This is a genomic window from Curtobacterium sp. VKM Ac-2865, from assembly GCF_015350905.1.
Classification (GTDB): Bacteria; Actinomycetota; Actinomycetes; order Actinomycetales; family Microbacteriaceae; genus Curtobacterium.
Genome location: NZ_JADKRZ010000002.1, coordinates 545,909 through 558,300, shown reverse-complemented (window position 1 = coordinate 558,300; position 12,392 = coordinate 545,909). Strand labels below are relative to the sequence as shown.

Annotated in this window: 11 protein-coding genes; 7 read left to right on the top strand and 4 right to left on the bottom strand. The window is 70.7% G+C overall.

Annotated elements, in window-relative coordinates; all coding sequences use genetic code 11:
• The first annotated feature begins 43 nt into the window (after positions 1-43).
• Both ITJ54_RS07825 and ITJ54_RS07820 read left to right on the top strand, forming a co-directional pair.
• The gene (locus ITJ54_RS07825; RefSeq protein ID WP_194627052.1) at positions 44-613 is read left to right on the top strand and encodes a substrate-binding domain-containing protein; all 570 of its coding nucleotides are present in this window, start codon (positions 44-46) and stop codon (positions 611-613) included.
• Between the two features lie 370 nt (positions 614-983).
• Entirely contained in the window at positions 984-2,993 is a 2,010-nt protein-coding gene (locus ITJ54_RS07820) for a S53 family peptidase (protein WP_323741632.1), read from the top strand.
• Between the two features lie 95 nt (positions 2,994-3,088).
• Here the strand turns inward: ITJ54_RS07820 and ITJ54_RS07815 are convergent, their stop codons facing one another.
• A complete protein-coding gene (locus tag ITJ54_RS07815; protein WP_194627051.1) occupies positions 3,089-4,885 on the bottom strand; it encodes a peptide ABC transporter substrate-binding protein in 1,797 nt (598 codons plus the stop codon).
• Positions 4,886-5,102: 217 nt separating this feature from the next.
• On the opposite strand from ITJ54_RS07815, the gene ITJ54_RS07810 reads away from it, so the two are divergent.
• Genes ITJ54_RS07810 through ITJ54_RS07800 form a run of 3 tightly spaced genes read left to right on the top strand, consistent with a single transcriptional unit; the run spans position 5,103 to position 8,582 of the window.
• On the top strand, positions 5,103-6,287 hold the full coding sequence (locus ITJ54_RS07810; RefSeq protein ID WP_194627050.1) for an ROK family protein: 1,185 nt from the start codon (positions 5,103-5,105) through the stop codon (positions 6,285-6,287).
• Positions 6,280-7,812, top strand: a complete 1,533-nt coding sequence (locus ITJ54_RS07805; protein WP_323741631.1) for a M81 family metallopeptidase — start codon at positions 6,280-6,282, stop codon at positions 7,810-7,812. The genes ITJ54_RS07810 and ITJ54_RS07805 overlap by 8 nt, the downstream gene beginning before the upstream one ends.
• Positions 7,809-8,582, top strand: a complete 774-nt coding sequence (locus ITJ54_RS07800) for a copper homeostasis protein CutC (protein WP_194627049.1) — start codon at positions 7,809-7,811, stop codon at positions 8,580-8,582. The genes ITJ54_RS07805 and ITJ54_RS07800 overlap by 4 nt, the downstream gene beginning before the upstream one ends.
• A 15-nt stretch (positions 8,583-8,597) precedes the next feature.
• Here ITJ54_RS07800 and ITJ54_RS07795 read toward each other — a convergent pair whose 3' ends face one another.
• Both ITJ54_RS07795 and ITJ54_RS07790 read right to left on the bottom strand, forming a co-directional pair.
• Complete coding sequence (locus ITJ54_RS07795) at positions 8,598-9,137, bottom strand: hypothetical protein (RefSeq protein ID WP_194627048.1); 540 nt, start codon at positions 9,135-9,137, stop codon at positions 8,598-8,600.
• Positions 9,138-9,140: 3 nt separating this feature from the next.
• On the bottom strand, positions 9,141-10,265 hold the full coding sequence (locus ITJ54_RS07790) for a helix-turn-helix domain-containing protein (RefSeq protein ID WP_194627047.1): 1,125 nt from the start codon (positions 10,263-10,265) through the stop codon (positions 9,141-9,143).
• Between the two features lie 149 nt (positions 10,266-10,414).
• On the opposite strand from ITJ54_RS07790, the gene ITJ54_RS07785 reads away from it, so the two are divergent.
• Positions 10,415-11,329, top strand: a complete 915-nt coding sequence (locus tag ITJ54_RS07785) for a DUF808 domain-containing protein (RefSeq protein WP_194627046.1) — start codon at positions 10,415-10,417, stop codon at positions 11,327-11,329.
• Between the two features lie 241 nt (positions 11,330-11,570).
• Here the strand turns inward: ITJ54_RS07785 and ITJ54_RS07780 are convergent, their stop codons facing one another.
• Positions 11,571-11,834: a hypothetical protein gene (locus tag ITJ54_RS07780; RefSeq protein WP_194627044.1), complete on the bottom strand. Its 264-nt coding sequence runs from the start codon at positions 11,832-11,834 to the stop codon at positions 11,571-11,573.
• Positions 11,835-11,908: 74 nt separating this feature from the next.
• On the opposite strand from ITJ54_RS07780, the gene ITJ54_RS07775 reads away from it, so the two are divergent.
• A complete protein-coding gene (locus ITJ54_RS07775) occupies positions 11,909-12,346 on the top strand; it encodes a MarR family winged helix-turn-helix transcriptional regulator (RefSeq protein WP_228508738.1) in 438 nt (145 codons plus the stop codon).
• Positions 12,347-12,392: the final 46 nt, after the last annotated feature.

Below are 12,392 nucleotides of genomic sequence, written 5' to 3'. Positions count from 1 at the left end.
ACCGGGAACGGGTAGCGTGGGGGACCCACGACGAGGAGGAACCGTGCGCCGCATCCTGGCCGCCGCCATCGCGCTGAGCACCGTCGCCGCGCTCGCCGGGTGCACGGGCACGACCTCGATGGCGCCGACCCCGGTCAAGAGCACGGACCTCACGAGCTCGGACGGCGGCTTCGACCAGCACGCGGTCGTCGGTGTGGTCCTGCTGGCCACCGACGCGACGCCCGGTGCGAGCTCCGGTGGCGTGGCACTGCCCGACCGGTTCCGCGAGGACCTCACCACAGCGGGCTTCCGCCCGGACGTCCGGGTCGCCAGCCCGACCGATCCGGCAGCGTCGCAGGCATCGGCCATCCGCGAGCTCGTGCGCGACGGCGCGAAGGCGCTCCTGGTCGAGGCCGCCGACCCGGACGCCCTGACGGGAGAGGTGCAGACGGCGCACGACGCCGGCGTCGTCGTCGTGGCGCTCGGCGACCCGCTGCCGTCCACCGGCACCGGTGGCGACGGCATCTCCTCCGACTACCGGGTGCAGGGCCGCGACTCCGACGCCGCGCTCGTCGGGCGGGCCGTCGCCGTCGTCGAGGCCCTGCAGCGCGGGACGAAACCACCCACCGACTGACACCGACAGCGGCACGGCACCTGCGTCGTGTGGCCGGGACGCATCGGACGGGAGGCTCCCCACCAGCTGCTGGGGAGCCTCCCGTTCGTCATCTGGTCGCGCCGACCGGCGCAAGACCGGACCCCGGGTTCTCGGCGCGGACCCAGCTGGTCCGCCGTCGTGCCGCGGAACTCCGCGCTTCCTCGCTGAGCAGTGCGACAGCTTCCGACCCCCGTCCGGGTGACGTGGTCCGTCGGTGGAACCACTGACTGTCAACTGGTTCCACTTGCTCACTACAGTCAGCTCACCGCAGCCCACGAAGCCGCTGGGAACGCCCGGCCGCACGCGCGGACGGCCGACCGGCGGCGGGCTCCCCCGAGAGGACCCCGACGTGCACCGACGCCCACCGACTCCCCGGTCGACCATCCTGTCCACGAGGCCCCGGACCACCGCGTTCGCCCTCGCCACCGCTGCCTGCACCATCGGTGCCGTGCTGTTCGCTGCCGGCCCCGCCGACGCTGCGACCCGGCACGTGCTGCCCGACTCCGTGCCGACGTGGGCCACCCCGGCCGATGACACCGGCACCGTCGCCGCCTCGACCGACGTCGAGGGCGAGGTCTACCTGCCCCTGAAGGACCAGGCCGGTGCCGAGGCCCTGGCGACCGCGGTCTCGACACCGGGGACCAGCCGCTACCGGAAGCCGCTCAGCCCGAAGGCGTGGATCGCGGCGTACGCGCCGACCAAGAGCGACGTGGACCAGGTCACCGGGTTCCTGCGGGCCCAGGGCCTGTCGATCACGGCCGTCCCCGCGAGCCACGAGTTCGTCGTGTTCCGCGGAGCGGCGTCGGTCGTGAACTCGGTGCTCGGGATCTCCCTGCACTCCTACCGGCACGCGCAGCAGACCCTCGTCGCCCCGTCGACCGCCCCGAGCCTGCCCGCGTCCGTCGCGGGACTCGTCAGCGGCGTCAGCGTGGACCAGGGGCGGCTGCTCACGCACCCGGAGCTCGTGCAGCAGGGCGAGACGCCGGCGTCCGCGGCCCCGACCCACACCCTGCGCCAGCAGGCGGCGGCACCGACCGGCATCAACGCCCAGTGCTCGGCGTACGACGGCCAGCACACCGCGACGGTCCCGGCCGCCTACGGTCGCACGAGCGTCCCGACGTTCGCCTGCGGCTACGTGCCGAACCAGATCCGGTCGGCGTACGGCGTCGACGCGCTCGGCAAGCGGGGCATCTCCGGCCAGGGGCAGACCGTCGCGGTCATCGACGCGTACGCCTCGCCGTCGATCATCCACGACACGGACAGCTACTCCGCCCAGCACGGGGAGCCCGCGCTGACCAGCGCGACCTTCGCGCAGCGCATCCCCGCGCCGTTGCAGTTCACCGACCAGGTGCTCTGCCAGCAGCCGAGCGGGTGGCAGGGCGAGGAGACGCTCGACGTCCAGTCGGTGCACGCGGTCGCCCCGTCGGCGAAGATCCTCTACGTCGGCGGCACGAACTGCGGTGGTGGCCTCGACGTCGCGATGTCCCGGATCCTCGACCAGGGACTCGCGGACCTGGTGAGCAACAGCTACGGCGACGTCGGTGAGAACCTGTCGCTCTCGAGCATCCGCGGGCAGGAGAACCTGCACGTCCAGGCTGCCGGCGAGGGCATCGGCCTGTACTTCTCGAGCGGTGACAACGGCGACGAGTCCGCCTCGCTCGGCAGCGCGCAGCCGGACTTCCCCGCCTCGAGCCCGTGGGTGACCGCGGTCGGCGGCACGAGCCTCGGCGTCGCGAAGGACGGCCACAAGACGTACGAGACCGGGTGGGGCGACCTGCTCGACCAGATCGTCACGAGCCCGCGCGGCAACGTCTACACGACGCCGCTCCCCGGCGGCACCGTCGGCGGCGGTGCCGGCGGTGGCCGGAGCACGCTCTTCGACCAGCCCGCGTACCAGCGCGGTGTGGTGCCGGCCGGACTCGCGAACGGCAAGCGCGTGTCGCCCGACCTGGCGGCGCTCGCGGACCCGTACACCGGGTTGTCGATCGGCATCCGGCCGATCACCGACGACGGCACGCTCGCCACGGGTGCGTTCGAGAACGAGACGTACGGCGGCACCTCGCTCGCCTCGCCGATCACCGCAGCGTTGTCGGCGCTCGTGCAGCAGTCGACGAACACCCGGCTCGGGTTCGCGAACCCGACGCTGTACGCGACGTACCGGGCCGCCCCCGCGTCGTTCACCGACGTCGCGCCGCCCGCGTCGCCGATCGCGCTCGCCTACACGAGCGCGACCTCGGGGCACGACTTCCTCGTGACGCTCGACCACGACACGTCGCTGACCACGGCGACGGGCTACGACGACGTCACCGGTCTCGGGGCGGTCTCGTTCCGCGGGCTGTCAGCGGTGGCGCGCCGGTAGGCGCACGGCCGGGTCGTGGGGGGGGGGGGGGGGGGGGGGGGGGGGGGGGGCCCCCCCCCCCCCCCCGCCTCCAGGCCGTTGGTCGCGTCAGCGACCTACTTGCTCCACGTCCACTGGGACGGGTGGAAGTTGGCCAGCGAGTCCTGCTCGAACCCGGTCAGACCGTTCTTGACGACCGAGATCTGGTAGTCCGGGCTCGGCAGCCAGATCACCGGTAGGTCCTTCGCGACCGCTTCGCTGTAGTCCTGCACCGCGGCGGAGTCGGTCGACGTCGTGGTCGCGCTGACCAGGTCGTCGACGGACTTGTTCGAATAGCTGCCGAAGTTCGCCGAGCCGCCGGTGGAGAACAGCGCCTCACCGGTCGGGTACGCCGGGAAGTACCAGCTGCCCGCGGTGCCGAAGAAGGACAGGTCCCACTTGCAGCTGTCCTCGTCGCTGGTGCACGTCGGGGTCTGCGAGAGGACGCTCGACACCGGCGCGGTCTTGATGGTGAAGCCGATGCCGGTCTTGGCGAGCGAGGACTGGATCGCGCTCATCATGTTGTCGGTCACGGACGAGCCGGACTGCGACAGCACCTGCATGGTGAACTTCGTGCCCTTCGCGACGCCCTCGCCGCACTGGCTGTCGCCGCTGCCCGGGTCGGTGCAGACCATCGTGCCGCCCTGTTTCGTCCAGCCGTGGCTGGTCAGGAGCGCCGCGGCCTTCTTCGTGCTGAACGGGTACGGATTGTCCTTCTGCGCGTCGGAGACGTAGTCGGACGCCTGGGCCTGCGGGACGGGGCCGTAGGTCGGGGTGGCGGTGCCGTTGAAGACGACCTTCGACAGGCTGGCCTGGTCGACCGACATCTGGACGGCCTGGCGGGCGTAGAGCTGCTTGAAGACGGCGCCCATGGTCGGGTTGTTGAAGTTGTACGGCATGTACGTGATCGCCCAGCCGGTCCACGGCTTGACGTCGTAGCCCTTGCCCGTGAACGAGTCCTTCTGGTCCATGTCCGTGGCCTGGATGTAGCCGTAGTCGACCTCGCCGGAGCGCACCGCGTTCGTCTCGGCGTCAGCCGTGGTGAACGGCAGCAGGTTGACGGTCTTGATCTGGGCCTTCTGGCCGCCGTCGTACTTCGTGTTCGCGACGAGCTGCACCTTGCCGGCGGTCGTGAACGACTTGACGCCGTACGGGCCGGAGATGGTCTTCCACAGCGGGTCGGAGTCGTAGTCCGCGATCTTGCCGGCGGCGGTGTTGATGTACTTCCAGACCTGCTTGGCGCCGGCGGGGGTCTCGTCGGCGTCGGTCACCGTCGCGTCCGCGCCGGTCTTGTCCCAGGCGTGCTGCGGCAGCGGGACGACCAGGCTGAGCTGGTTGGCGAGCATCCAGTCCGAGTTGTAGGCCTTGTCGAACGTGATCGTGAAGTGGGTGTCGTCGACGGTCTTGAACGCGGTCCAGTTGTCCGGGACCTTGCCCTCGGAGTAGGAGCCCCACTGCGCCTTGTTGGCCTTGATGAGGTTGTACCAGAACTCGACGTCGCGGCTGGTGATCGGCTTGCCGTCCGACCACGTGCGGTCGCCCAGGGTCACCGTGACGCTCTTGCCGTCGCTCGCGAAGTCGGCGGCGGTGGCGATCGAGCCCTTCTTGTTCCAGGCGATCTTGCCGGTGGAGCCGTCGTACGCCACCAGGGGCTCGTACAGGGACTGCGCGATGGAGCCGTTGTTCGTGTTGAGGTGCGCGGCGGTGCCGATCGGCAGGATCCAGTTCGGCGTGAAGTTCGCCGGCAGCGCGTAGTTGATCTCGTCGGACTTCGCGTTCGTGGTGGCGGAACCGCCTCCGGAACACCCGGCGAGCAGTGCGCTCACCGCGAGCGCGGCTCCGGTGAGGAGGGCCCAGCGACGGGGCTTGGTCATGCGGACTCCTAGTGCGAGTGGTTCTGGTGGTCGGGGTGGGCCACAGTCAATGGCAAAAGGTGTTGGAAAAACAAACGTTCTCGTGTAAATACTTCGTTTCTGCGGATCGGGCGAAAGGGCTCCCGGCTCCGTCGGGCGGTTAGGCTCCCGGAACGACGGCGGTTTCCGTGCCGTCACCGGCCGCAGTGCTGGTCTTCGTGCCGGATTGGAGAAAGTCGTGCCGGACCTCAGTTCGCGGGTGCTCGAGCTCGTCGCGTCGGGGCAGGCGTCGAGCCGCACCGAGATCGCGCAGCTCCTCGGCGCCGCGCCGTCGACCGTCTCGCACGTCGTCGCCCAGCTGCTCGACCACGGGATCCTCGCCGAGGAGGGCACCGACGTCTCCACCGGCGGTCGCCCCCGCAAGGTGCTCCGGATCGGCGGGGTGGACGAGTACGCGGTCGCCGCGGACGTCGGTGGCGGACACGCGCGGGTCGGCATCGTCCTGCCGGGAGGCTCGCTCGAGTCCGTCTCGAACGTCCCGTTCGCGCTCTCCGACGGTCCGACCGCCGGGCTGGCCCGGCTGGCGGAGCTGCTGGGACAACTCGTCGAGTCGCGCGGGCGCGACGGCCTGCGCGGTGTCGGGCTGAGCCTGCCCGGCCCGGTCGACGTCGAGGCCGGGGTGGTCGACCTGCCGAGTCGCATGCCCGGGTGGAACGGCTTCCCCGTGGCCGCCTGGCTCGAGGAGCACTTCGGCGTCCCCGCGGCCGTCGACAACGACGCGAACTGCATGGCGGCGGGTGAGCAGACCGTCCAGCCGTCGTCGCGGCGGCAGGCCATCACGATCAAGGCCGGGTCGGCGATCGGTGCCGGGATCGTCATCGACGGCCGGCTGTACCGCGGCTCGACCGGGGCCGCCGGCGACATCACGCACGTGCGGATCGACGCGGCCGGGGACACCCCGTGCTCGTGCGGCAACACCGGGTGCCTGGAGACCGTGGCGTCCGGGGCCGCCCTCGTGCGGATCCTCAGCGCGGCCGGCGTGCCAGTGTCCTCGACCGCCGACGTCGTGCGGCTCGCGTCGGACGCCGACCCCGAGGCCACCAGGGCCGTGCGCCTGGCCGGTCGGTACCTCGGCGAGGTGCTCGCCGCCAACGTGAACTTCTTCAACCCGGACGCCGTCTACCTCGGCGGCATCCTCTCCACCCTCGACCCGTTCGTCGCCGCGGTGCGGAGCCAGCTCTACGAGAGCTGCCACCCGCTCGTGACGCAGCACCTCGTCATCGAGCGCGCCTCGCTCGGTGCCGATGCGGGTCTCGTCGGTGCCGGGCAGTTCGCGCTGCAGCGGGGTCTCGCGGCCTCGTTGCAGGAGCTGTCCACGCCGATCCCCCAGTCGACCACCAGGAACAGGAGTGTCCGTGTCTGACACCGTGCCCACGCATCGTCCCGTCATCGCCATCGCCGGGTTGGCCATCGAGACGTCGACGTTCACGCCGACCAGGACCCAGGCCGAGGCGTTCCACCCGGACCGCGGGGACGAGGTCGTGGCGCGCTACGACTTCCTCGCCGAGCTGTCCGCCGTCGCCGACTTCCGCGGTGCACTGATCGGGCACGCGCTGCCCGGCGGCATGGTGACGCGGGAGGCGTACGAGTCGCTCGCCTCCGAGATCGTCTCGCGGCTGCAGGCGCTGGTGTCGTCGACGTCCTTGGACGGCCTCTGGTACGACATCCACGGCGCGATGGTCGTCGAGGGCCTGGACGACGCCGAGACCGACCTGCTCGGACGCATCCGCGCGGTGATCGGCCCAGACGTCATCGTGTCGGCGTCGATGGACCTGCACGGCAACGTCACCGCGGAGCTCGCCCACCAGGTCGACCTGGTCACCTGCTACCGGATGGCCCCGCACGAGGACGCGATGGAGACGAAGGAGCGCGCGGTCCGCAACCTCGTCGACGTGCTCACCACCCGCCCGGTCGGGTCGCAGCGCCCGGTGAAGGCGTGGATCCCGATCCCCGTGCTGCTGCCCGGTGAGCAGACCTCGACGCGCCTCGAGCCCGCGGCGTCGCTCTACGCCCAGGTGCCCGCCGTCGAGGCCGTCGACGGCGTGCTCGACGCCGCGATCTGGGTCGGGTACGCGTGGGCCGACCAGCCGCGCGACCGTGCCGTCACCGTCGTCACCGGGTGGTCGTCGGACGCGGTCGCCGCAGGTGCCGAACGGCTGGCGCAGGCGTTCTGGGACGTCCGCGAGGACTTCGTGTTCGTGGCGCCGACGGGCTCGTTCGCCGAGTGCCTCGACGCCGCGCTCGCACCCGGTGCCGCCCGGCCGTACTTCGTCTCGGACTCGGGCGACAACCCGACCGCCGGTGGGTCCGGCGACATGACGTGGGGGCTGACCGAGGTGCTCGCACGGCCGGAGTTCCAGTCGGCCGACGGCCCGACCGTCATCTACGCGAGCGTCCCCGGCCCGGACGCCGTCGCCACCGCGGTGGCCGCGGGCGTCGGTGCGACCGTCACCGTGACCGCCGGTGCGGCGGTCGACGACCTCCACGCCGGACCGATCACCATGACCGGGCGGGTGCACGCGGTCAAGCACGGTGACCGCGACGCCGAGACCGAGGTCGTGCTGCAGGTCGGCAGCGTCTTCGCCATCCTCACGACGCTGCGCAAGCCGTACCACCACGAGCACGACTTCACGGACCTCGACCTCGCACCGCGCCAGGCCGACGTCGTCATCGTGAAGATCGGCTACCTCGAGCCGGAGCTGTTCGACATGGCCGCCGACTGGATGCTCGCGCTGACGCCCGGCGGCGTCGACCAAGACCTCGAGCGCCTGGGACACCACCGGATCGCGCGGCCGATGTTCCCGTACGATCGGGTGTTCCCGTCGGCGCCCGACCTCGGTGCCCGGATCATCCCGCCCTCGAACGAACCGCTCGGAGCCATCGCGTGACCACTGCCCCCTCCGCCGCTCCGGCCGCCGCTGCTGCTCGCTCCGTCGCGCTCGAGATCGCGGTCACCTCGCCGGCCGGGGCGGTCGTCGCCCGTGACGGTGGCGCCGACCGCGTCGAGCTCTGCGTCGGGCTCGAACTCGGCGGGCTGACCCCGTCCCAGGGGCTCGTCGAGGCCGCGGTCGCGACGGGCGTCCCCGTGCACGCCCTGGTCCGGTGCCGCCCGGGTGGCTTCGTGTACGGCTCGGACGAGATCGACCTGATGGACCGCGAGCTCGAGGCCGTCGTGCGCTCGGGCGTCGCCGGCGTCGTCGTCGGTGCGCTCGGGGCGGACGGGTCGCTCGACCTCGAGGTCCTGCGACGCTTCGTCGGCACCGCCCGCGCACTCCGTGACGACGTCGAGGTCACCCTGCACCGGGCGATCGACCACGCGGCGGACCCCGTCGCCGCCGTCGCACTGCTCGCCGACCTCGGGTTCACCCGCGTCCTGACCTCCGGCGCGGCCCCCACCGCCCTCACCGGCGCGGCGACGATCGCCCGCATGGTGTCGGCCGCCGGGCCCGTGCAGGTCATGGCCGGCGCCGGGGTCATCCCCGCGGACGTGCCGGCCCTGGTCGCCACCGGAGCTGCTGCCGTGCACCTCTCCGCGAAGCGCCCGGCCGCCGACAGCGCCCACGCGGGCGTGCCGATGGGCGGTGCCGACGACGGCTCCGCGCACTTCGTCACCGACAGCGACGTGGTCCGGGCGGCGCGGGCCGCACTCAGCAGCTGACGAGCCCGTCACGGGTCAGCGGAAGTCTCGTGCGCTCGTCGGCATCCGGAGGAAGGGACGATCTGCACGGTCGATCGCGACAGCGACCTCGAAGGCCTGAGATCCGGTGATCTCGTTGAACGCCACGAGCTCCTCGAGGACATCGCGTGAATCGCGCGTGATGATCCCCATGGTCCGCGCAACGCGAAGGGCGCCGCCGTCCTCGCTCATCCAGACGCTCCCCGCGAACTCTGGGCGGGTCCAGAGCAGGTGCAGGGTCTGGCTCTCTCCGAGGTGTTCGAGTGGACGTTCGTCGTCGCCGCCGAAGCGGATCCGACGCGTGCTCTCGATCGCCCGCTGGTCCTTCTCGTCCTGGAAGCTGATGGCATCACCGAACCACTCGTTCGTGTCGAGACCTCGGAGATGCGGGACGTGTGCAGAAGACCGCTCGATCTCGTACTCGACGGCTTCGACGATCCGTCCGGAACCGTGAAGACTCGTCCGCAGGAGTCCGAGTTGATCGACGGCGGCGAAGTTGCAGATCAGTGAGTTGTCCGGGAACCAGTGGATCGGCATGGCTCAGTCCTCGATCAGACCGGATTCTGCGTCGAGCTCGTCACCGTCGAGCGCGAAGAACGCTTCGGTCTCCTCCGTGGTCCATCCGAGAAGACGCGCGACAGGCTTCACTGTCGTCTCGCCAGCGCGGTACGCGTCGACACAGGCGTTCACCAGCAGCCATCCCGGGCGTGGTTCTCCTGCCGCGAGGGCCAGGTCGAAGTAGTCCGCAGGCTTGCCCATCTGGAGGTAGATCGACTTCGCAGTGAGTCCGCGGAGCCGCTCGCGGGTCGTCTCGTCGATCAGGTCCTCGTTGAACAACCGCCAGGCCATCGCGTCCGGGGAGAGCTGGAACCGCTCCACGAGCTCGGGGAAGACGTCCGATGCCGATCGGTCACCGAGCAGGTTCCGGAGTTCCTCCGCTGGCGCGAGGAACGCGGCCGCGAACGCGTTCGCCCGTGACTCCGTGTTCGACCGGACGGCCCACAAGCGTTCCTCGAGCATGCCCTGGCGGGCGTCACCGAAGGCGATGTGCGCGAGCTCATGAGCGAGCGTGAATCGCTGCCGCAGCGGGTGGTCGGTCGGAGCGAGGATGACCACACGGGCATCAGCGTCTTCGTAGGACAAGCCGTCGATGCCGTCCGGGAGCTCGTCGATCACGACGATCACGCCGAACTCGCGCTCGATCGCCGCCACCAGCTCCTGCATCGTGAGACCTGCGACACGGCGTCCGAGAGCGTCGACGTACCGAGCTGCGAGTTGCGCGGCTTCGACGAGGTACCAGCTCGATCGCTGCGCGAGCTGCGGAAGCTCGGGCAGCGCAAGGGGGCGGTCGAGTTCTGCGAGACCTCGCACAGCCAGGACCAGGCGTTCCACCACGCTCGCGCCCGCCTCGTCTCCGACGTCGACAGCTCGCGCTCGTCGGGCGAAGACCGGGCGGAACGGTGCGCTCCCGGTGATGAGCCAGTCGACACTCATCCGGCCGACATCAGCGACCCTGGCCAACTCCAACGACGAGAACCGACGCCGTCCCGACAGCGACTTCGAGAGTTTCGTCGGGTCCATGCCGATGGCGTCAGCGAACTCGGCCTGGGCCATGCCGGAGCCGTCGATGACGCTCCGGACGCGTTCTTCGAGCGTTTCGGACATGCCTCGATCGTACCGAACTTGCGATTTTCGCAACAGGCTTCTCACCTGTGCGAACCAATAGGGTTCTCCCCATGCAGGTAGCCCTTCTCCGTCCCACCGTCGACGACGTCCGCCGCGCCGCCCGCGCGGCCTGAGACCGGGGACCGCACATGTCCGTGGGACTGCTCGCCGTCGTCGACGACATCCTCTCCGCCGCGCTCAAGGCGAGCGCGAAGACCGCCGGGGTCGTCATCGACGACGCCGCCGTCACCCCGCAGTACGTGCAGGGACTCGCGCCCGCCCGCGAACTCCCCGTCGTCGGGCGGATCGCCCTCGGCAGCCTGTTCAACAAGTTCGTCATCATCATCCCGGTGGCGCTGCTGCTGTCGTCGTTCGCGCCGTGGGTGCTGCCGTGGCTGCTCGTCATCGGCGGTACGTACCTCTGCTTCGAGGGCGCGGAGAAGGTCGCCGAGTGGTTCGGCCACCACCACGTCTCCGCCGAGGACGACTCCCGCGACGAACGCAAGCTCGTGTTCGGCGCGATCCGGACCGACCTGATCCTCAGCACCGAGATCATGCTCATCGCCCTCGCCAGCCTCGACCCGGACATGGGCTTCTGGCTGACGCTCGGCGCGCTGGCGCTCATCGCCCTCGGCATGACGGCGCTGGTCTACGGCGCAGTCGCACTGCTGGTGAAGATCGACGACGTCGGGCTGCGGCTCATGGAGCACCCGTCCCAGGGGCTGCGCCGCTTCGGCGACGGTGTGGTGCGCTCGATGCCGGCCGTGTTCCGCACCATCGGCATCGTCGGGACCGTCGCCATGCTCTGGGTCGGTGGGCACCTCGTGATCGCGAACCTCGCCGAGACGTTCTGGCACGGGCCGTACGACCTGCTGCACGTCATCACCCACGCGGTGGAGCCCGCCGGCCCCGTCGTCGAGTGGCTCGCGGACACGGCGTCCTCGGCCGTGTTCGGTCTCGCGCTCGGCGCCGTCGTCGTGCTCGTCGTCACCGGCATCCGCCGCCTGCGTCCCGCGCCCGCCGAGACGCCGGCGTCCCACCCCCAGACGCCGGCGTCCCACTGACCCCGGCCTCACCCCGCACGCAAGACACCGGCGTCTCGCTGAGCTACCGCGCGCACCACGTCGAGACACCGGCGTCTCGATCTCAGACGCCGGTGTCTCACTGGAACACCTCCGAGTGCCCGAGACGCCGCCGAAAACCACGGCGTCTCGCGAACAACGAGGCGTCTCGCACAGACACCGGCGTCTCACACCCACACGCCGGCGTCTCGACAACGACCAACGACCGACGACCGGCGATCGGTCATCTGCTCCGTCGGCGCTGGACACGGACCGCGATCAGTGCGGCCCAGGCGAAGCCGGCCAACATCGCGATCGACGCGAACGCAGCGAACGCGATGAACGCGACTCGTCTCGGACCGTCACCAACCGATGCCGAGGGCGCCTGCTGCATGAGCGACACCAGCCACAGCGGCAGTGCGATCGCGCAGAGCGACAGTGCGATGGCGACGACCAGGAGCAGGACGACCCACCACGGCCACCGTCGGCGCTGCGTCTCTGTCGTCATCCTCCGACCGAACCAGAGCGACCTGGACGACTCCTCGGTTGACAGTTAGAGATCGAACACTTAGAGTTCTGATCATGCAGGCACCGCACTTCGACACGCCCCTCCAGCTCATGCGTTGGATCGGGTGGGCCCAGCGCAAGGCCGCCGAGGAGTGGGTGCGGGAGCGCGAGCTCTCGCACGAGCAGAGCTTCGTGCTCGGCTACCTGCAGCAGAACCCGGGCGCCATCCAACGCGACATCGCCGAGATGACCCGGACCAGTGCGGCCAGCGTGTCGAGCCTCCTGCAGGGGCTCGAGAAACGGGGCCTCATCGAACGACGAGCCGACGCCGGCAACGCCCGGACGAAGCTCGTGTACGCCACCCCCACCGGCATCGACCTGATCGCCGGGTTCGAGGACGCGATGCTCGCCCTCGACGACCGCCTGCTCGCCCCGCTCAGTCCGGACGAGCGCGCCACGCTCCGCGAGCTCCTGCTCAAGGTGACCGCAGAGCTGCCGGAACCCACCCGGTAACCGCAGCAGAGCCTCCCGGCCGTCCGCCGGAGGCGCCAGCCTGCCC